This window comes from Pseudomonas antarctica, assembly GCF_001647715.1.
Classification (GTDB): domain Bacteria; phylum Pseudomonadota; class Gammaproteobacteria; order Pseudomonadales; family Pseudomonadaceae; genus Aquipseudomonas; species Aquipseudomonas antarctica_A.
Genome location: NZ_CP015600.1, coordinates 5029540 through 5049601 on the forward strand (window position 1 = coordinate 5029540; position 20062 = coordinate 5049601).

A 20062-nucleotide genomic window follows, 5' to 3' on the forward strand; every position below is an offset into this window, starting at 1 on the left:
CTATGAAGTGTTTTTCCGGGTTTTGCAGGGGCAGTGACAGGGCTTTTTCGAGACGCCCAACTGCCGCCAATACGTGTAAACTACACCGTTGAATGTGGGAGCGGGCTTGCTCGCGAAGGCGGTGGGTCAGTCACACATGTACTGGCTGGCACACCGCCTTCGCGAGCAAGCCCGCTCCCACAGTTGATCTTCGTTGGCCGGTTATTTGAGTTCGGCCAGGCGTTGCTCTAAAAAGCGTTTTTCTGGGGTTTGCTGGGTCAGTGACAGGGCTTTTTCGTACGCCTCACGGGCCTCTTCGATACGCCCCAACTGCCGACAAAACTCGCCGCGTGCCGAATACGCCAGGTGGTAATCCAGCAACTCCCCTCGCCGCAAAATGCTGTCCACCCGCTCCAAACCGGCCAATGGCCCTTGCCACATGGCTACCGCCACGGCGCGGTTCAATTCGATTACCGGCGATGGCACAGCCCTGAGCAATACATCGTAAAGCCCGACTATCTGCGGCCAATCCGTCTCGCCGGCGCTCGGGGCTTCGGCATGTACCGCCGCAATCGCCGCTTGCAGGCAATATGGCCCAAAGCGCCTTGTGGTCAGTGCTTGCTCTACCAACGCACAGCCTTCAGCAATAAGGGACGCATCCCACAGGGCGCGGTCCTGTTCATCCAGCAGCACCAACTCACCGCCCGCCGAAGTGCGCGCCGCTCGGCGGGATTCGTGCAGCAGCATCAGCGCCAGCAAGCCCATGACTTCAGGTTCCGGCAGCAGCGCCAGCAGCAAGCGACCGAGGCGGATGGCTTCACGCGTCAGCTCTTCCCGGGTGAGGTCCGCGCCCATGGACGCCGAATACCCCTCGTTGAACACCAGGTAAACCACGCGCAGCACACTCTCTAAACGCTCGGGTAACTCGACCAGGGACGGCACTTGATAGGGAATCTTCGCCTCGCGGATCTTGCCCTTGGCGCGCACGATGCGTTGGGCGATGGTGGTGGGCGTGGTGAGAAAGGCGCGGGCGATTTCCTCGGTGGTGAGGTCGCAGATCTCACGCAAGGTCAACGCCGTCTGGGCGTCGGGCGCCAGTGCCGGGTGGCAGCAGGTGAAAATCAGGCGCAGGCGGTCGTCTTCCACGTCTTCCTCACTCCAGTGCGCCGCTTCCAGCGCGTCGGCCTGCTCCTGCAGCAACGGGGTAAAGCGGGCCTGTCGGCGCAGGCGGTCAATGGCTTTGAAACGGCCGGTCGACACCAACCAAGCCCGAGGATTGCTCGGCACACCGTCCTGCTGCCAGCGCTCGACCGCGACGAAGAACGCCTCGTGCAAGGCTTCTTCGGCGAGGTCGAAATCACCGAGCAGGCGAATCAGCGTGGCCAGCACGCGCCGCGATTCGCTGCGGTAAATCGCTTCAAGCTGGGGCGTCAATCGGGCATGCCTTGGGTCACCAACGTCACCAGGCGATCCAGGCTCTGGCCCCAGCCGTCATGAAAGCCCATTGCTTCGTGGGCTTGTTTGTCGGCTTCGCTCCAATGCATGGCGCGCGCGGTATAGAGGGTTTTGCCGTCGACCTCTTCGAAGGTGACTTCGGCGGTCATGAAGGGCTTGCCCGACGGAATCCACCCCGGCGCATACGCATCGGTGAACACCAGCCGGCTCGGCGCCTGGATCTCCAGGAACACGCCCTGGGTCGGGTATTCGGCGCCATCCGGCGCGCGCATCAGCGTGCGGAACACGCCGCCGACCCACAGGTTCATTTCGCACTCGGGGGTGGTCATGCCGTGTGGGCCCCACCATTGCTGCAACAGCTCGGGGGTGGTCCAGGCGCGAAACACTTTGCTGCGGGGTGCGTCGATCAAACGGCTGATGCGCAGTTCAAATTCGGCGGGTTGGGTGTTCATGGGGTCAACCTCCTCACGTCTTTTGGTTGTTGTCGTCAGAGATTCAATTCGCGCACCGGGCGCACTTCCACACTGCCGACCCTGGCCGCCGGAATGCCGCCGGCCACCTGGATCGCTTCATTCAAGTCCTTGGCCTCGATCAGGTAAAACCCGGCGAGCTGCTCCTTGGTTTCGGCAAACGGCCCGTCGGTGATCGACAGCTTGCCATTGCGCCTGCGCACGGTGGTGGCGGTGCTGACCGACTCCAGCGGCTCGGCGGCAAGCATCCGCCCGCTGGCCTGGATAGCCTGGGCATAGGCGAAACATTCCGGGTCTTCGGGGCTGTCCGGCGAGGTGTGCAGCACCTGTTCGTTGCTGTAAATCAGGCAGAGGTATTTCATGGCTGTCTCCGTTTTCGGCTTATCCACTATAGTTCCCGGCGATCAGGGTTCCAGCGAGAACAGTGCGGTACCACTTTCCATATCGAAAGGTGCCGACCAATGCTCATGCACCACACGCCATTGGCCGTTGATTCGCTGGTAACCGGCAGTCACGCGCATCCAGCACGCCTTCACGACACCGTCCGGCCCGGCCCCGCCGCAATGCGCCAGCCAGTGGGCAAACGCGCTGTCCGGCGCCTCCACCACATGAAACTCGAAAATACCGGGCCCGGGGCAATGCTTCATGCATTCGTCCCAGTGCGCGCGGTAGGCGGCCTTGCCCTTGAATTGCAGCGCGGTAACGGCGTCGAACGAGACGATATCATCGGCGTAAAAGCTGACAATTTTGTCGATATCTCGGGCAAGCACGGCGTGCTTCCATTGATCGATCAGGGTGTTGATTGCGGTGCTCATGGCGATACTCCTGGGGGTTGGAAAATCACAAGGGACACCCTTAGTCGAATGCCTCATCCGCCGATCGACAGCCCATTGAAAAATAATTTCGCCCCCGGCAAAGCCGCTAGAATCCACGCTTCTTTGTAGGATTTCGGATGCGCCCCCGATGGAAACCCGCCTCGTCCCCTATGAGACGCTGAGTCTTGTGCAAAAACAGCAACTCGACACACTGCAAGTGCATCCCGCGCAACTGGCGTTCTCCGGTGATATCTACTGCGCGCTGAACAGCCTGCTGGTCAATCCCAACCCTGCGGCTATCAAAGGTTTCGCCCTGCTCGCCGATGAACTGCCCGTGGCGTTCCTGCTGCTTAAACGCCCGCCTTGCCTGCCCCATTGGGCAAGTGAACACAGCGCCACGCTGCATGCGTTGCAGGTGGACCGACAGCAGCAAGGGCGTGGGTTCGGCAAAGCGTGTTTGCAGGCGCTGCCGGCGGTGGCGAAGCAGGCATGGCCGCAAATCAAGGGATTGGAGTTGTCGGTGGACGCCGACAATGTGGCGGCAATGGGCTTGTATTTGGCCGCCGGTTGGGTGGACAGCGGCGAGGCCTATAAGGGCCGTATCGGCTATGAGCGCAGGTTGAGCTGGGTCTTCAACCCACACGCGCCTGATACCCGCTAAATGTCACGTAAACACACCGATTGAAGCCCATTTCATGTTTACGTGACAGGGGTTAATGCTTGAGTGTCGCCAGGGGTTTCAAGAAATACACCACGCGCTCGGTTTCGGCAAAGCCCAGGGCTTCATGCATGGCGTGGCTGGCGTGGTTGTCCAACAACGCGTCGGACGCCAGTTCGGCGCAGTTCATGTCCCTGGCCCACTGTTCAACACCCGCGACCAACTGGCGTGCGATGCCTTGGTTACGGCTGCCGGGCGCAACAAACAGCCCTTCAAGAAACGCCACCGGCGAGGTGCTGGTGCCATTCACATAGTCCTCGCGAATCGAGGCTTCGGCGAAACCTTGGGTTTGGCCGTTGGCATCAACGCACGTGAGGACCAAGTAACGATGCGGCGCGTTGAGCATCGACAGTGTGTCGCGCTCATTGTCCGCTGCCGAACCCGGCCACAGGGCTTCGCGCAAAGGTAGCCAGCCAGCATGGTCGAGCCAGGTGCAGCGCTTGATCATCGGAGTAACACTCGCAAAGCAATTGGCCGAACAGCATAAAACATCTTCGGGCAAGGTTCAGGCCTTGGCCTCGACCGGCAACCAGATTTCCACACTGCCCGTGCCCTTGCGCACATCAAAATCCGCGCTGTAGCGCTCGAAATCCGCCCCGGCGACCTTGTAGGCGGAGTGTGGCAACCACTCGAACATGATCCGCTCGTACGTCTGCTCCAGTGCTTGCACCGGCCCGTAGTGCGGGAACACTGCGTAGTGATGCGCAGGAATTTCGACGAACTCGAAGTTTCTCGGCACATCGCCTTTGCTCGGCACTTCAACCCCGGCCATGTAATCGAATTCGCCGTGATTGGGGTTATGGCAAACCCCATAGGTCATGCCGTCGACGTTACGCTTGATCTCTTTGAAGCAGGTATCAAACAACTCCCACAATTTGGGAATATCACCCACGGTGGCCTTCGAATAACGCCCTTTAACGCCCGCGATCACCATGGCCTTGCCGTCTTCCATGCGTGGCTGCAACGGTTGTGTTGTTTGCTGATCCATCTGAACAGTCTCCTTCTTATGAGGGAACAAACCCGCATCGAGTATAGGGGCATATCCGCGCTGTGCCCCAAGCAGAAATTTTTCCTGCGCCATCTGGACAACTGGCCACTATCGACCGTATTGTCTGCCCCGCAGGCCACCGCAGTGGCCGACGTCGCTCGGACGGTTCCGGGCGCTTACGTACCTCGAGGCAACAATGGCAGACCAAGGTTCGCCGCGCCGCTTTGCGCGCATAGATCGACTCCCCCCTTACGTTTTTAATATCACTGCCGAGCTGAAGATGGCTGCGCGTCGGCGCGGCGAAGACATCATCGACTTGAGCATGGGTAACCCTGACGGCGCCACTCCACCGCACATCGTGGAAAAAATGGTCACCGTCGCCCAGCGTGAAGACACCCACGGCTACTCCACCTCCAAAGGCATTCCGCGTCTGCGCCGAGCGATTTCGCGCTGGTACAAAGACCGCTATGCAGTGGACATCGACCCGGAAACCGAAGCCATCGTGACCATCGGTTCCAAGGAAGGCCTGGCGCACTTGATGCTGGCCACCCTGGACCAGGGCGACACCGTGCTGGTGCCCAACCCGAGCTACCCGATTCACATCTACGGTGCCGTGATTGCCGGCGCCCAGGTGCGCTCGGTGCCGCTGATTCCCGGCGTGGACTTTTTCGCTGAGCTGGAGCGCGCCATTCGCGGCTCGATCCCCAAGCCGAAGATGATGATTCTGGGCTTCCCGTCCAACCCCACTGCGCAGTGCGTGGAGCTGGATTTCTTCGAACGGGTGATCGCCCTCGCCAAGCAATACGACGTGCTGGTGGTGCATGACCTGGCCTACGCCGACATCGTCTACGACGGCTGGGAAGCCCCGTCGATCATGCAAGTACCCGGCGCCAAGGACATTGCGGTGGAGTTTTTCACCCTGTCCAAGAGCTACAACATGGCCGGCTGGCGTATTGGTTTCATGGTCGGCAACCCGGAGCTGGTCAACGCCCTGGCACGGATCAAGAGTTACCACGACTACGGCACCTTCACCCCACTGCAAGTGGCGGCGATTGCGGCGCTGGAAGGCGATCAGCAGTGCGTGAAAGACATCGCCGAGCAGTACCGCCAACGCCGTAACGTGCTGGTCAAAGGCCTGCATGAGCTGGGCTGGATGGTTGAGAATCCGAAGGCGTCGATGTACGTCTGGGCGAAGATCCCCGAGGCGTATGCCGCCATGGGCTCGCTGGAATTTGCCAAGAAACTGCTGCTGGAGGCGAAGGTGTGTGTGTCGCCGGGGATCGGGTTTGGTGAGTACGGTGACGACCATGTGCGCTTTGCGCTGATCGAGAACCAGGACCGGATTCGCCAGGCGGTGCGCGGTATTCGCGGGATGTTCCGGGCGGATGGCCTAGTGACTAAAGCCTGACCCGATCCAGCAGTAGAAATACGCTAAAGAAATGTGGGAGGGGGCTTGCTCCCGATAGCAGTGGGTCAGTCACCAGACGCGGTGACTGACACTCAGCAATCGGGAGCAAGCCCCCTCCCACATTTGGATTGGGTTTTCACCCCCGTTTCAGGGTGTGCCTGTCAGACCACCATCGACAGCAACATAATAAAGATCAACGCCACCACCGACAGAATGGTTTCCATCGCCGTCCAGGTCTTGAAGGTCTCGGCCACGGTCATGTTGAAGTACTGCTTCACCAGCCAGAACCCTGCATCGTTGACGTGAGACAACACCAACGACCCCGCCCCCGTCGCCAACACCAGCAGCTCACGGTTCACACCCGGAATCATGCCCACCACCGGCACCACAATCCCCGCGCCGGTAATGGTCGCCACGGTCGCAGAACCGGTGGCCACGCGAATCACCGCCGCCACCAGCCACGCCAGCAGGATCGGGTTGATCTGCGCGTTCACGGCCATGTGGCCAATCACATCACCCACGCCGCTGGTGACCAGCATTTGCTTGAAGCCACCGCCGGCGCCAATGATCAGGATGATCGCCGCAGTCGGTGCCAGGCTCGCGTCGAGCAGCTTGAGAATTTGCTTGGAATGAATGCCCTGGCGATGGCCAAAGGTGTACAGCGACAGCAGCAGAGCCAGCAGCAACGCGGTGATCGGGTGGCCGATCATGTCCATCCAGTTACGGATGGCGTGGCCGTCCGGCAGCGCGACGTCAGCAAAGGTTTTGAGCAGCATCAGGAACACCGGCAGCAGCACGGTGATCAGGGTGATGCTGAAGCTCGGCAAGGTTTTCGACTCTGGCTCACGGGCCAGTTGGTCGACCAGTTCCTGGGACGGGTTGCCCGGGATGTACTTGGCGATAAACGTGCCGAAGATCGGGCCGGCAATGATGGCTGTCGGCAGCGCGACGATCAGGCCGTACAGGATGGTTTTGCCGATGTCCGCGCCAAACACGCCGATGGCCAGCAGCGGGCCCGGGTGCGGTGGCACCAGGCCGTGCACTGCCGACAGGCCGGCGAGCAACGGGATGCCGGTTTTGATCAGCGACACACCCGTGCGACGCGCGACGATAAACACCAGCGGGATCAGCAGCACAAAGCCGATCTCGAAGAACAGCGGGATGCCCACCAGGAACGCGGCAAACATCATGGCCCACTGGACTTTCTCTTTGCCGAAGGCGCGGATCAAGGTCTGCGCGATCTGATCGGCGCCGCCGGATTCGGCCATCATCTTGCCGAGCATCGTGCCCAGCGCGAGGATGATGCCGACAAAGCCGAGCACCCCGCCGAAGCCGTCCTGGAACGCCTTGATGATCTTGTCCACGGGCATGCCCGAGGTCAGGCCGAGAAAACCGGCCGCGATGATCAGTGCAATGAACGGGTGCACCTTGAACTTGGTGATCAAAAAGATCAGCCCGATGATAGTGACCACTGCATCTAGCAGCAGGTAGGACTCGTGGGACATGCCAAACATGGGGGGTCTCTCCTGTTTGTTGTTGTTATTAAAGCGGGTATTGAATTTCTCGCCGGGGATAGCGCTATCTTTCCGGCAAAAAATCAGTGGGTTGGTTCAAAGCCGTGTTGCAGCCACCAGGCGTTGGTTTGCTCGGCCAGGTCCTGGATGCTGTCTTCGCTGGCGTTGAGCGCCAGGGTCAGCGGCTCGCCCACGGGCGATTCAAGGGTGGCGAACTGGCTGTCGATGAGGCTTGCCGGCATGAAATGGCCGGGGCGATGGGACACACGGTCGGCGGCGACTTCACGGGTCAGCTCCAGAAATACAAAGCCCAGGCCCGGCGCGGCTTCGCGCAGGTGGTCGCGGTATTTCTTCTTGAGGGCCGAACAGGTGAGCACGGGGTGTTCGCCGGCCTTCAGCGCGCGGCGCAGTTCATCGCACAGGATGTCGAGCCAGCCGGCGCGGTCGTCGTCGTTGAGGGGGTGGCCGGCGCTCATCTTTTCGATGTTCGCGGCAGGGTGAAAGCTGTCGCCTTCAATGGCGGTGGCGCCGTTCAGGAGGCACAAGGCTTCGCTGACGCTGGACTTGCCACAGCCGGAAACACCCATGATGACCAGGGCGGTAACAGGTTGACTCATGAAACACCTCAGGACGCAGATAGCGCTACCTTCGCACGCTGTAAGGCTAGTGCAAAAACAGGCTTTTCCCGCGCCGACTTGTCTTTTTTTATGGAGTGACGCGTGCATCCTCGCCAAACGGCTTACACAAGAACAGACCGGATCAGGCAACCCAATGTTCAAGCATTTGCAGCCTTTTGGAGACAGCGCTACCTTAGTGCCTCGATTTTTGTTTGGCAACCGCCTGATGACCTCCAAGAACGATAAAAATACCCGCACTACCGGTCGCCCGACCCTCAATGAAGTGGCGCGCCTGGCCGGCGTCAGCCCGATTACCGCCTCCCGTGCCCTGCGCGGCGTCAGCACGGTGGCCACCGAACTGGTGGAAAAAGTGCAACTGGCCGCCGCCGAACTCAACTACGTGGTCAACCCGGCGGCCCGCGCGCTGGCGTCGGCCCAAAGCCACTCGGTGGTGGTCATCGTGCCGTCGCTGTCCAACCTGCTGTTTATCGAAACCCTCGAAGCCATCCACCAAGTGCTGCGGCCCAAGGGCTTTGAAGTGCTGATCGGCAATTCGCACTACTCGCGCGACGAAGAAGAAAACCTGCTGCGCAACTACATGGCCTACCAGCCACGGGGGTTGCTGCTGACCGGGTTTGACCGCACCGAAAGCGCGCGGCGGATGGTCGAGGCCAGTAATGTGCCGTGTGTATACATGATGGACCTGGACCCTAACGCCGGCGTGAACTGCGTGGGGTTTTCGCAACTGAGCGCTGGCGAAACAGCGGCGGCGCATTTGCTGTCCCGAGGGCGCAAGCGCCTGGCCTATATCGGCGCGCAGTTGGACCAACGCACGTTGCTGCGCGGTGAAGGGTTCCGCCGCGCCCTGCAACAGGCTGGCCTGTACGACCCGGCGCTGGAACTGCTGACGCCGCGCCCCTCCTCCGTGGGCCTGGGTGGCGAGCTGTTTTTGCAACTGCTGACGGCGCACCCGGATGTGGATGCGATCTTCTTTGGCAACGACGACTTGGCCCAGGGCGCGCTGCTGGAAGCCATGCGCCACGGCATCAAAGTACCGGAGCGGGTGGCGGTGCTGGGCTTTAACGATTTGCCGGCGTCGTCGTTCATGGTGCCGCGCCTGAGCAGCATCAGTACCCCGCGTGAAGCGATTGGCCGGCGTTCGGCGGAGCATTTGCTGACGATCATGGCGGGCAACAAGATTGCCAAGCCGGTGGTGGACATGGGGTTTGAGTTGCAGGTGCGCGAGAGCAGCTGATTTTCTAACGGCCGAATACAATCAAACAGTGGGGAGTGGATTGCCTGCGGTGGCCATTGGTATCTACACATTTTTTACGGGTTGAGTGCTGTGGTTGTCGCGGGGCGCGCTGAGTACATATCCGTTGTTTGGGTCACGGCCGAAATAGGTTCCGCCCTTACGGCGGGTCACTTTGGAAAAGCCCCAAAGTAACCAAAAGGCTCTTGCCCCACCACTCGGCACCTCGCCTAGGCTCGGTGTGCCCTCACGCAGGCTTTGGACCGTGGGCCGCCGCCATGGGCCATCCTTGGCCCATCGCGGCTAACCCGGCGTCCTGCCGGGTTACCCACGCTCCAAAGCCTGCGTTCGGCCAGCGTGGTTAACGGGGCGCCCAAGATCAAGATCAAAGTCAAAAGCAGAGCACGGCGGCCTGACAGCCGACCTGAGTGGTTAGATCAAAAGCAAAAGCGAAGCGGTGTGTCAGTTGATGCAGTTGGTGACTGGCACACCGCCTTCGCGAGCAAGCCCGCTCCCACATTTTGACCGTGCCCGCTTAAGACCCTCGCTGTCATCTACGCCCCCTGCTAGATTGGCCACTCACCATCGTCAGGGAAGTACCATGGGACACTCACTGAAAATTCTCGGCCGCACGTCCTCCATCAACGTGCGCAAAGTGCTCTGGACCTGTCAGGAACTGGGCATCGACTATGTACGCGAAGACTGGGGCATTGGCTTCAAGCCCACCCAGTCACCCGAATTCCTCGCCCTGAACCCCAACGCCCAAGTGCCGGTGCTGATCGACGACCACGGTGTATTGTGGGAATCCAACACCATCTGCCGCTACCTCATCGGCCTTTACCAACGCACAGACCTGCTGCCCGCCGAACCCGCGCCACGCGCGCGGGTCGAGCAATGGGTGGACTGGCAAGCCAGCGAACTCAACCGCGCCTGGGGCGATGCCTTCACCGCGTTGGTGCGTAACAACCCGGACGGCCTGGACGCCGCGCAGATTGCCGCCGCCGTGCAGGTGTGGAACGACAAGATGGGCCTGCTGGAACAGCAGTTGGCCAAAACCGGCGCTTATGTAGTCGGGGATGAATTTACCCTCGCCGATATCCTCATCGGCCTCTCGGTGCACCGTTGGCAGAACACGCCCATGGAGCGCCCGCCCTACCCCGCCATTGCGGCGTACTACCAGCGCCTCAGCGGGCGCCAAGGCTTCAAGACCTTCGCCCTCGACGGCCACAACTAAAACAAGGACTCACCGTGAACGGACTCAACGTACTGCTGACCGGCGCCTGCGGAAGAATCGGCAAGACCTTTTTCGAAGCCTCGAAGGAGCGCTACCGCTTCACCCTCACCGACCGCCTCGCGCCGGCTTTCGATGTGGGCGAACACCGTTTCGTGCACGCCGACCTCAGCGATAAAACCACCCTCGCGGCCCTGCTCGACGGCATCGACGTGATCGTGCACCTGTCGGGCATCCCCCACGCCAGCGCTTCGTTCGACGAATTGCTGCCGAACAATATCCTCGCCACCACCTACCTGTTCGAAGCCGCCGTGGCGGCGGGCGTCAAACGCCTGGTGTTCGCCAGCAGCGCGCAGACCATCGAAGGCTACCCCGTAGATCGCCAAATCACCCCAGGCATGCAAGTGATGCCCGCCAACCTGTATGGCGTGAGCAAATGCTACGGCGAGGCACTGTGCGGCTATTACGCGGCAAAAACCCCACTCTCCACGATTGCCCTGCGCATCGGCGCCTTTGAGTTCCCCGAAACCCACGACCTGAACAACGCCCGCGACCTCAGCGCCTGGCTCAGCCCACGTGATGCCGTGCAACTGCTGCAACGTTCGGTGGACGCTGAGGGTGTGAAGCACCTGATCGCCCATGGCATTTCCAATAACCGCTTCAAGCGCCTGGACCTGAGCGAAACCACACGGGTGCTGGGCTATCAACCGGTGGATGACGCCTTTCAGACCTTCGAGATCCCCATCACCTACTGAGCCCCTGCGCCATAAAAGCTTGAAACCCGACGCCCAGGCGCAATAAATCGGCGAATGTGTGGCCTGCCGCACGCAACTTCACAAGCGCCGATTTCCGTTAGCCCGCTAAGATTCCAGGTCACTGCCCCTGGAATCTGCCCATGTCGACACTCACCGCCTCAGCCACGGACGGCCTCGACCCGATCCGTGCCGCCCATATCAGCGCGCGCATCGACCGCCTACCTGCCGTCGCCACTCTGTGGCGCCTGGTGGCATTGCTGTCGATCGGCGGCTTTTTCGAGCTGTATGACCTGTTCCAAACCGCCTATATCAGCCCCGGTTTGATCAGCGACGGGATTTTCCACACCGGCAGCGAAGGCGTGTTTGGCTTCTCTGACCAGGCGGCGTTCGCCTCTGCGACCTTTCTGGGCCTGTTCCTCGGCGCCAGCCTGCTCAGCCCCATCGCCGACCGTTTTGGGCGCCGGGCGATTTTTACCTTTGCGCTGATCTGGTACACCGTGGCCACCGTGCTGATGGGTATTCAGACGTCCGCGCTGGGCATCATCGGCATGCGTTTCCTGGTGGGCATCGGCCTGGGCATCGAGCTGGTGACCATCGACGCCTACCTCTCGGAACTGGTGCCCAAGCGCATGCGCAGCTCGGCGTTTGCCTTTGCGTTTTTCATCCAGTTTCTGTCAGTGCCGGCGGTGGCGTTGATGTCGTGGTGGCTGGTGCCCCAGGCGCCATTCGGGGTTTCCGGCTGGCGCTGGGTGGTGCTGAGCAGTGCAGTGTTTGCGTTGTTTATCTGGCAACTGCGCAAGCGCCTGCCGGAATCACCCCGCTGGCTGGCGCAAAAGGGCCGCTTTGACGAAGCCGGGCAGATCATGGACAGCCTCGAAGCACGCTGCCAACAGGATCATGGCAAACCGCTGGATGAGCCCGAACCCGAAGCCGTCAGCGTGCAGGGCAGCGGGCGTTTTGCCGATATCTGGCAACCGCCCTACCGCCGCCGGGCACTGATGCTGATCGTGTTTCATGTGTTCCAGGCGATCGGTTTTTTCGGCTTCGGCAATTGGTTGCCGGCGTTGTTGTCGGGCCAGGGCGTGAGCGTGACCCATAGCTTGATGTACGCCTTTATCATCACCCTCGCCTACCCGCTGGGGCCGCTGCTGTTTGTGAAGGTGGCCAATCGTTTTGAAAACAAATGGCAGATCGTCGGTTCGGCCATGGGCGCGATGATCTTCGGCAGCCTGTTCGCCCTGCAAACCACGGCGGTGGGGCTGGTGATCTGCGGGGTGATGATCACGTTCTGCAATGCCTGGCTGAGCTTCAGTTACCACTCCTACCAGAGCGAATTGTTCCCGACCAATATCCGCGCGCGGGCGGTGGGGTTCTGCTATTCGTTCAGCCGCTTGTCCACGGTGTTCAGCAGCCTGTTGATCGGGTTCATTCTTGAGCATCTGGGCACGCCGGGCGTGTTGGCGTTTATTGCCAGCAGCATGTTGATCGTGATGATCACCATCAGTTGGTTCGGGCCGCGTACGCGTAACCTGGCGCTGGAAAATATCGCCCACTGACGGCAACGGTTGGCCGCCTGCGGGACAACGCTTGCCGCGACGGCCGCGCCATCCCCAATAAAACCGGGGATTTGGCGCTCGGCATGCTATTTGCTCGTGCTGTCGCACCGAACACATATCCGCAGGTGACCGATCATGCTGGTTAACAACAACGCTCAAGCCGTGTCGACCGTCCAAAAGCTCAAGCGCTCCGACATGGACCCCGCCAACGCTGCCGCCAGCACGCTGTACAGCGGTGCCCTGCAAGCGGCGCAGCAAAGCGTAACCGTACCGGCCGCGCAGCAGGACCTGAACAAGGCCAGTGATCGTATCGACGAAGCCTTCGCCAAGACCCGTGTGCAGTTGCAAGCCACGACGGCGGCACCCACTGCGACCACTGATGTGCCGGCGACGGGCTCGACGACCAGCACCGCGCGTGCTGATTTCACCGACTACATGAGCAAATCCCCGGCTGAACGCATCCGTGAGCAATTGCTCAAGGAGCAGGGTTTGACCGAAGCCCAAGTGCAGGCAATGCCGCAGGAAAAACAGGACGCGATTGCCAAGCAAGTGGCTGATCGTGTGAAGCAGCAGCAAGATCAGCAAGTAGCGGCGAAAGCCACTGACCCGGCGCAGTCGGTTAAAGAAACCCTGGCCGCGATTTAATAGACACGCTGATCAAATGTGGGAGCTGGCTTGCCTGAGATGCAGAAACCCGGGTGTATCAGGTACACCGAGTTGATGCTATCGCAGGCAAGCCAGCGCCCACAGTGATCGGGTTACCACGGCGGTAACGTATCTACTGCAATTGCAGGGTCGAGTTGAACTGGCTGATCGCATCCACCACATGCCGTGACCCTTCCTGAATCTCCAGGATCACCTGCCCCGCCTCATTCGCCAGTTCCACCCCCAGCCCTGTGCGGCTCAGGCTCGACTGCATGCTCGATACCGCGCTCAGCGACAGGTCGTGGTTCTTGCGCACCACCTCCACAATCTCCTCCGTTGCCTGGCTGGTGCGCGCGGCGAGGCTGCGCACTTCGTCGGCCACCACCGCAAACCCACGCCCATGCTCACCGGCCCGCGCCGCTTCAATCGCCGCGTTGAGCGCGAGCATATTGGTTTGTTCGGCAATGCTACGAATGGTCTGCACGATGGCGCCGATGATGTCCGACTGTTTGTTGACCGCGTCGATGCTTTGGGCCGCCTGATTCAGGTCGCTGGAAATCTCTTCAATGATCTGCACGGTTTGCTGCACCACCTCCGAGCCCTTGCGCGCGCAGGCGTCGTTTTGTACCGAGGTGGAGTGGGCCGAATCGGCGGCGGTGCGCAGGGTGGTGACCTGCTCGGTGATGTCGCTGGCGAACTTCACCACTTTGTACAGGCGCCCGTTGGTGTCGAAGATGGGGTTGTAGGAGGCTTCCAGAAACAGGGTTTTGCCGAATTTGTTTTTTCGTTCGAAGCGATGGGAGTGATATTCGCCACGGTTGAGCGAGGCCCAGAAGGCCTTGTAAGACGGGGACTCTACTTCGCTGCGCTGGCAGAACATGCTGTGGTGCTGGCCGATGATTTCTTCGCGCGAATACTGCACCGCGCGCAGGAAGTTATCGTTGGCATTGATGATCTGGCCTTGAGGGGTAAATTCGATCACCGCCATGGACCGGCTGATGGCGTCGATCAGGCTCTGGTTCTCGTGTTCATGGTGAACCCGTGCGGAAATGTCCGAGGCCACTTTGATGACACTCTGCACCTGATTATCGCTGCTCAGTACCGGCATGTAGCTGGCTTCGAGCCACACCTCCTCGCCGCGCTTATTCAGGCGCATAAAGGTGCCGCTCAGGGCTTCGCCGCGCGCCAGGTCGCGCCACAACTTAGTGTAAGGCTCGGTGTGGGTGTAGGCCTCTTCGCAAAAGATGCGGTGATGTTTGCCGCGAATCTCCTCGACGTTGTAGCCCATGGTTTTGCAGAAGTTGTCATTGGCGTCGAGGATCACACCGTTGCGGTCGAATTCGATCATCGCCATGGAGCGGCTGATGGCCGCGAGTTTGGCGTTGGCTTCGGTGAGCGCACAGGAAAAACGTTGGATTTCTTGCAGGTCGGATTTGTGATGGCGGTTGAACATGATCAGATCACCCTTGATTCCCGGCGCCTGAAAGGCGCATTCCATTCATTTGTTGGATAGTGCTAGCTAACCTTCATGGGGAAATAACCATCCGAAACGCTTTATATGCCAAACGTCATCAACGGTTCAGGATCAGCATAGACAGGGCTTGGCGCTATGCAAGGCCACTAATCAGCCAGCATTTTTAACAATGCGCTGACGGCGGCTGAGGGTGAACGGGTTGGCGAGCCGACCAAGGCAAATTCGCGGTGCAGCGGGACGCTCAACGGCATCACACGCAGGCCGTTGTGCGGGGCCGGCAAGGCCATTTGAGGCACCAGTGTGACGCCGACGCCTTCGCGCACCAGGCTATAGGCGCTGCTCCATTCGCGCACTTCCACGCGGATATCACGCAGGGTCAGCCCCGCCAATGTCGCCAGGCTGCGGGCATTGGCGGTACAGCCACCGGTGGCCAGCACGAAGGGTTGCTGGAGCAATTCCTCAAGCGACACCGTGGCATCGGCCGGGCGCTGCGCGATGGGATGGTTGATCGGCAGCACGGCCATCCAAAAGTCGCGCCCCAATACCGTGGCGTTGCGCGCGGGCTCGGGGTTGAGCACCACGCCCAGGTCGATCAGGTCGGCGTCGAGCAAGGTGTGCACTTCGCTGTCGGTGACATCCAGGGTGGTGATCTCGATACCCGGGTTCAACTGACGAAAACGTTGCAGCAACGGTGTCAGAAAGGTCGCCAGCACCATGGGAAAACTGGCAATGCGAATGCTCCCACGCAGCAGCGGCCGAGACTCATCCACGGTGGTACGAATCGCCTGTAACGCGCCCATCATCACCCGCGCGTGCTCAATCACACTGATCCCCAGGGTGGTAGGCAAGGTCTTGCGCGGTTCACGGGTGAACAGTTGCGCACCCAATGCTGCCTCCATGGTTGCCATGGCTTGGCTGGCAGCGGACTGGGTCATGCCTACCTTTTCGGCGGCTGCCGTGATGCTGCCGTGGTCGGCCACGGCCACCAGCAAACGCCAGTGCATCAGGTTCATCATGGCAGTAGCTGTCCTTATGGGTGGGATCTGAAGGTTTAATTTTACGCAAGGTGCCATGCCCGCGAGACTGGCGCAAATGAACGACAACCGATCAGGAACCACTCTTCATGAAACTGTACTTTTCCCCCAATGCCTGTTCTCTCGCCCCCCATATCGTGTTGCGCGAATTGGCCTTGCCATTCGACCTGGTGCGGGTCGATAACCAGGCTAAAACCACGGCCGACGGCGACGATTTCCTGCAGATCAACCCAAAGGGCTACGTGGCGGCGCTGCAACTGGACAATGGCGAAGTGCTGACCGAGGCCAGTGCGATCCTGCAATACCTGGCCGACCTGAAACCCGCCGCGCACCTGGCCCCGGCCAATGGCAGTTGGGAGCGCGTGCGCTTGCAGGAGTGGCTGAACTTTATCGCCAGCGAGATTCATGGCGGGCTGGCGATTTTCTTCAACGGCGCGATTCAGGGCGATGTGCGGGCGATGTTCGTGGCCAAGGTATACAAGCGTTTTGCGATTCTGGTGCAGACCCTGGAGCGCCAGGATTATCTCCTGGGCGCGCAGTACTCGGTGGCAGATGCGTACCTGTTCGTGGTGCTGCGCTGGGCGGGGTTTCACGCTATCGACCTGCAACAGTGGCCGGCGCTGGCTGCGTTTCAGCAGCGGATTGGCGAGCGGCAAACAGTTATCGCGGCCCTGGCCGCCGAAGCCTGATGGCCTGAAATGCAATTAAAAATGTGGGAGCGGGCTTGCTCGCGAAGGCGGAGTGTCAGCCAACGAATGTTTCGACTGATACACCGCATTCGCGGGCAAGCCCGCTCCCACAGTTGAACGGCGTTGTTTTAGAGAAAGCGTTTCATACCGCTAGCGTCGAGGCTGCTGCATTGGCTGCCGAGAATCCATAATCTGAAATGCAAATAAACAGGTGGGAGCGGGCTTGCTCGCGAAGGCGGAGTGTCAGCCACCGAATGTTTCGACTGATACACCGCTATCGCGAGCAAGCCCGCTCCCACAGTTGAACGGCGTTGTTTTAGAGAAAGCGTTTCATACCGCTGGTGTCGAGGCTGCTGCGGTGGCTGCCGAGAATCCATGATCTGAAATGCAAATGAACAGGTGGGAGCGGGCTTGCTCGCGAAGGCGGAGTGTCAGCCAACGAATGTTTCGACTGATACACCGCTATCGCGGGCAAGCCCGCTCCCACAGTTGAACGGCTTTGTTTTAGAGAAAGCGTTTCATACCGCTGGTGTCGAGGCTGCTGCGGTGGCTGCCGAGAATCCATGATCTGAAATGCAAATAAACAGGTGGGAGCGGGCTTGCTCGCGAAGGCGGAGTGTCAGCCAACGAATGTTTCGACTGATACACCGCTTTCGCGAGCAAGCCCGCTCCCACAGTTGAACGGCATTGTTTTAGAGAAAGCGTTTCATACCGCTAGCGTCGATCAAGAGGCTATGGCGCCTTGAGCACGATTTGCTGCACATCGACCTTTTTCGGGATCAGGCCGTTGGCGAAGAACAGGTCGGCAGTGCGCTGCTGGTTAGCGATGTCGATGGCTTCCAATGGGCGAATCGGCGCGGGCGAGCGGTGTTCGAAGTAGCTTTTGACCACGGCCGGTGGCAGGCCCAGGGTCTTGGCCATCAACGCGATGCTTTGCTCGGGTTGGTCCAGGGACAGACGCTGCGCCTTGGCCAGGGTTTTGATAATCGCGGCGATGGCGTGCGGGTGCTGCCGGGCAAACGGGCTGCTGACCACAAAGAAACTGCCGGCCGGATTAAGGCCCTGGCCGTCCCCCAATACGCGGGCCGAGCCGTCCACTACCGCGGCCGAGTAGTACGGGTCCCACACCACCCAGGCGTCCACCTTACCTTGCTCAAACGCGGCGCGGCCGTCGGAGGGCGACAGGTACACCACATTCACATCCTTCCATTGCAAGCCGGCGCGCAGCAGGCTTTTGAGGAACAGGTTGTGTGCGCTGGAGCCTTTGAGCAGCGCCACACGCTTACCCTTGAGTTCGGCCACGTGCTGAATCGTGCTGGTTTGAGGCACCAATACCGCTTCGGTCTTGCCGTCGTTCGGCTCGACGGCGAAGTACTGCAAATCAATGCCAGCGGCCTGGGCAAAGATCGGCGGGATGTCACCGATATTGCCGATGTCCAGGCTGCCACCGTTCAACGCTTCGATCAGCGGCGGGCCACCGAGGAATTCGACCCACTGCACCTGGGTGCCAGGCAACGCCTCTTCGAAGAGTTTGTGCTCACGGGCCAGCACCATGCTCACCGAGCTTTTCTGGTAACCGATGCGCAACGTGGAGGGTTCGGCTGCCAACACGTGACCGGCAACCAGCGAGAGAACGACCGCAGCGAGGACTTTCAGCATCAGAGCGCTCCCTTGACCTTGGCCGCCACATCCGCTGGCACCCACTGTTGCCAGACTTGCGGCTGCTCTTTGAGGAACGCCAGCGCGACTTGGCGCGGCGGCTCACGCTTCTCGCTCATCTGCGCGAGGATGCCGTTGAGCAGGTCGATCGGCAGGTCGACTTTCTCAAAGAACGTGACCAGTTGCGGGTGCTGCGCCTTGAACGGCGCCGACACGCCAATCGCCAGGTGCGCCGGCATCGAGCGGGTGCCGATGGGGTGCGGGTTGTTGGCGTCGGCCAGGGTTTTCCAGGCGTCGGCGTTGAACGGCGGTTCATCCAGCTTGATCAGCTTGAAACGACCGAGCAGTGGGGTCGGCGACCAGTAGTAGAACAACACCGGTTTGCCGCGGCGGATCGACGACGCCACTTCGGCATCCAGCGCCGCACCGGAGCCGGTGCGGAAGTTGACGAAGGTGTCGGTCAGGCCATAGGCCTTGAGCTTCTGGCTGTTGACGATTTCCGAGGTCCAGCCGGTGGGGCTGTTGAGGAAGCGGCCTTTGCTTGGGTCTTCGGGGTCGCGGAACACATCCTTGTAGCGCGCCAGATCGGCCACTGATTTGAGGTCCGGCGCCAGGGGTTTGATGCCGCGCTCGGCATCGCCCTTGATCACGTATTCGGGCACCCACCAGCCTTCGGTGGCGCCTTTGACCGTGTCGCCCAAGCCGAAGACTTTGCCTTCGGCTTCGGCCTTAACCCACGCCGGACTGCGCCCGGCCCACTCTTCACCAATCACCTGAATATCGTCCTTGGCCAGGGCGGCTTCCAGGCTCACGGTGCTGCCGGGCAAAGTGTCAGTGGGCAAGCCGTAGCCTTTCTCGACGATCAGGCGCAGCACTTCGGTGATCAGGCTGCCGCTTTCCCAGGTGATGTCACCGAAGTGGATCGGTTTGACCGCTTCGGCGGCCTGGGTTGGCTGTGTCAGAACAGCGAGCGCCAGCAGCGAGCCACCGAGCAGGTTTTTTAGGTTTCTCATGAGTAGCCTCTTGGAGGTTCGATTCACAACGTATTCAAAGTGGGCACGGACAATGTGGAAGCTGGCGTGCCTGCGATGCAGGCACCTCGGTTGTTCAGGGGTACCGAGGTGATGCCTTCGCAGGCAAGCCAGCTTCCACAGGGAACGAGTGAAGTGTTCAGGCAGCATTGACGGTCACCCACAGGCCGGTGCGGCGGTTCATTCCAGGCCCAGCCGCAGGCAACGGTTGAACGCACGGGCCATGTAGTCGCTGACCGAGCGCTGGGAAATCCCCAGTTCGGCGGTGATCTCTGGGTAGGTCAGGCCATTGAGTTGCGACAGCAGGAAGGTCGCCTTGACCTTGGCCGGCAAGCCGTCGAGCAACTGGTCAATGGCTTGCAGGGCTTGGAATATTTGCGCGAGGTCTTCGGGAGACGGCGCGGTGCAAGTTTCGTCGTTAGCCAGGGCATCGAGGTAGGCGCGCTCCAGGTCACGGCGCCGCCACAATTGGTACATCAGGCGCAGTGCGATGGTGGTGAGCAAGGCGCGGGGCTGTCGGATCGGCAGCACGCCCGGCGCACTCAGGAGCTGGGTAAAGGTATCGGCGGCGATGTCTTCGGCGTGTGCACGCGAATCGAGGTGACGGTGCAAACGGCTGCACAGCCAGTCGTAATGACTGCGGAACAATCCGCCCACGTAATCGCTGTGAGAAATATCGGCGCCGGACATAGTGGCTCCATCTGAGTAGGTTTCACGTTATGTCCGGTGTTCCGGTGGAGCGATCCTAGCAAGGCTGCTTATTCTTTAATAA

The 20062-nt window shown here is 60.5% G+C and carries 21 protein-coding genes and 1 pseudogene; 8 read left to right on the forward strand and 14 right to left on the reverse strand.

Annotation, left to right across the window (positions count from 1 at the left end; all coding sequences use genetic code 11):
* Window positions 1-201: 201 nt before the first annotated feature.
* The 4 genes from A7J50_RS22810 to A7J50_RS22825 are packed head-to-tail and all read right to left on the reverse strand — an operon-like array spanning window position 202 to window position 2719.
* Window positions 202-1413: an RNA polymerase sigma factor gene (locus A7J50_RS22810; RefSeq protein ID WP_064453836.1), complete on the reverse strand. Its 1212-nt coding sequence runs from the start codon at window positions 1411-1413 to the stop codon at window positions 202-204.
* On the reverse strand, window positions 1410-1886 hold the full coding sequence (locus tag A7J50_RS22815; RefSeq protein ID WP_064453837.1) for an SRPBCC family protein: 477 nt from the start codon (window positions 1884-1886) through the stop codon (window positions 1410-1412). Before A7J50_RS22815 ends, A7J50_RS22810 begins: the two co-directional genes overlap by 4 nt.
* Window positions 1887-1921: 35 nt before the next feature.
* A complete protein-coding gene (locus A7J50_RS22820; protein WP_064453838.1) occupies window positions 1922-2266 on the reverse strand; it encodes a YciI family protein in 345 nt (114 codons plus the stop codon).
* 42 nt (window positions 2267-2308) lie between these two features.
* A complete protein-coding gene (locus tag A7J50_RS22825; protein WP_064453839.1) occupies window positions 2309-2719 on the reverse strand; it encodes a YybH family protein in 411 nt (136 codons plus the stop codon).
* Window positions 2720-2867: 148 nt separating this feature from the next.
* On the opposite strand from A7J50_RS22825, the gene A7J50_RS22830 reads away from it, so the two are divergent.
* Window positions 2868-3380, forward strand: coding sequence for a GNAT family N-acetyltransferase (locus A7J50_RS22830; RefSeq protein ID WP_064453840.1), 513 nt, complete (start codon window positions 2868-2870; stop codon window positions 3378-3380).
* 52 nt (window positions 3381-3432) lie between these two features.
* Here the strand turns inward: A7J50_RS22830 and aac(6') are convergent, their stop codons facing one another.
* The gene (gene aac(6') / locus A7J50_RS22835) at window positions 3433-3885 is read right to left on the reverse strand and encodes an aminoglycoside 6'-N-acetyltransferase (protein ID WP_064453841.1); all 453 of its coding nucleotides are present in this window, start codon (window positions 3883-3885) and stop codon (window positions 3433-3435) included.
* A gap of 57 nt (window positions 3886-3942) precedes the next feature.
* Entirely contained in the window at window positions 3943-4425 is a 483-nt protein-coding gene (locus A7J50_RS22840; protein WP_064453842.1) for a GyrI-like domain-containing protein, read from the reverse strand.
* A 196-nt stretch (window positions 4426-4621) separates the two neighbouring features.
* Here A7J50_RS22840 and alaC point away from each other — a divergent pair, with 196 nt between their 5' ends.
* The gene (alaC, locus tag A7J50_RS22845) at window positions 4622-5833 is read left to right on the forward strand and encodes an alanine transaminase (protein WP_064453843.1); all 1212 of its coding nucleotides are present in this window, start codon (window positions 4622-4624) and stop codon (window positions 5831-5833) included.
* A 161-nt stretch (window positions 5834-5994) separates the two neighbouring features.
* On the opposite strand, the gene A7J50_RS22850 is transcribed toward alaC, so the two are convergent.
* Window positions 5995-7347 carry a GntP family permease gene (locus A7J50_RS22850; RefSeq protein WP_064453844.1) on the reverse strand — a complete coding sequence of 451 codons (1353 nt, stop codon included), beginning with the start codon at window positions 7345-7347 and terminating at the stop codon, window positions 5995-5997.
* Window positions 7348-7430: 83 nt separating this feature from the next.
* A complete protein-coding gene (locus A7J50_RS22855) occupies window positions 7431-7964 on the reverse strand; it encodes a gluconokinase (RefSeq protein ID WP_064453845.1) in 534 nt (177 codons plus the stop codon).
* A gap of 223 nt (window positions 7965-8187) precedes the next feature.
* Here A7J50_RS22855 and A7J50_RS22860 point away from each other — a divergent pair, with 223 nt between their 5' ends.
* The 5 genes from A7J50_RS22860 (at window position 8188) to A7J50_RS22880 (ending at window position 13403) form a co-directional block, all read left to right on the forward strand.
* Window positions 8188-9219, forward strand: a complete 1032-nt coding sequence (locus A7J50_RS22860; protein WP_167353737.1) for a LacI family DNA-binding transcriptional regulator — start codon at window positions 8188-8190, stop codon at window positions 9217-9219.
* Between the two features lie 598 nt (window positions 9220-9817).
* Window positions 9818-10450 (forward strand): glutathione S-transferase family protein, encoded by a 633-nt coding sequence (locus A7J50_RS22865; protein WP_064453846.1) that lies wholly within the window; start codon window positions 9818-9820, stop codon window positions 10448-10450.
* A gap of 14 nt (window positions 10451-10464) precedes the next feature.
* Entirely contained in the window at window positions 10465-11202 is a 738-nt protein-coding gene (locus A7J50_RS22870) for an NAD-dependent epimerase/dehydratase family protein (protein ID WP_064453847.1), read from the forward strand.
* Window positions 11203-11342: 140 nt separating this feature from the next.
* Entirely contained in the window at window positions 11343-12758 is a 1416-nt protein-coding gene (locus A7J50_RS22875; protein WP_064453848.1) for an MFS transporter, read from the forward strand.
* Between the two features lie 135 nt (window positions 12759-12893).
* On the forward strand, window positions 12894-13403 hold the full coding sequence (locus tag A7J50_RS22880; RefSeq protein ID WP_064453849.1) for a hypothetical protein: 510 nt from the start codon (window positions 12894-12896) through the stop codon (window positions 13401-13403).
* 133 nt (window positions 13404-13536) lie between these two features.
* Here the strand turns inward: A7J50_RS22880 and A7J50_RS32310 are convergent, their stop codons facing one another.
* The 3 genes and pseudogenes from A7J50_RS32310 to A7J50_RS22890 all read right to left on the reverse strand — a co-directional run bounded on the left by A7J50_RS32310 (window position 13537) and on the right by A7J50_RS22890 (window position 15893).
* Window positions 13537-14106 carry a methyl-accepting chemotaxis protein gene (locus A7J50_RS32310; protein ID WP_410524805.1) on the reverse strand — a complete coding sequence of 190 codons (570 nt, stop codon included), beginning with the start codon at window positions 14104-14106 and terminating at the stop codon, window positions 13537-13539.
* Window positions 14080-14901: pseudogene (locus A7J50_RS32315) on the reverse strand (PAS domain-containing protein); the annotation flags it as partial. The gene A7J50_RS32310 and the pseudogene A7J50_RS32315, both read right to left, overlap by 27 nt.
* Window positions 14902-15023: 122 nt before the next feature.
* Entirely contained in the window at window positions 15024-15893 is an 870-nt protein-coding gene (locus tag A7J50_RS22890) for a LysR family transcriptional regulator (RefSeq protein ID WP_064453850.1), read from the reverse strand.
* A gap of 107 nt (window positions 15894-16000) precedes the next feature.
* Between A7J50_RS22890 and gstA the strand changes: the two genes are divergently transcribed.
* A complete protein-coding gene (gstA, locus tag A7J50_RS22895) occupies window positions 16001-16600 on the forward strand; it encodes a glutathione transferase GstA (protein ID WP_064453851.1) in 600 nt (199 codons plus the stop codon).
* A gap of 732 nt (window positions 16601-17332) precedes the next feature.
* Here gstA and A7J50_RS22900 read toward each other — a convergent pair.
* The 3 genes from A7J50_RS22900 to A7J50_RS22910 all read right to left on the reverse strand — a co-directional run bounded on the left by A7J50_RS22900 (window position 17333) and on the right by A7J50_RS22910 (window position 19980).
* On the reverse strand, window positions 17333-18259 hold the full coding sequence (locus A7J50_RS22900) for an aliphatic sulfonate ABC transporter substrate-binding protein (protein WP_064453852.1): 927 nt from the start codon (window positions 18257-18259) through the stop codon (window positions 17333-17335).
* Window positions 18259-19272: an ABC transporter substrate-binding protein gene (locus tag A7J50_RS22905; RefSeq protein WP_064453853.1), complete on the reverse strand. Its 1014-nt coding sequence runs from the start codon at window positions 19270-19272 to the stop codon at window positions 18259-18261. The genes A7J50_RS22900 and A7J50_RS22905 overlap by 1 nt, the downstream gene beginning before the upstream one ends.
* A gap of 198 nt (window positions 19273-19470) precedes the next feature.
* On the reverse strand, window positions 19471-19980 hold the full coding sequence (locus A7J50_RS22910; RefSeq protein ID WP_064453854.1) for a sigma-70 family RNA polymerase sigma factor: 510 nt from the start codon (window positions 19978-19980) through the stop codon (window positions 19471-19473).
* Window positions 19981-20062 lie beyond the last annotated feature (82 nt).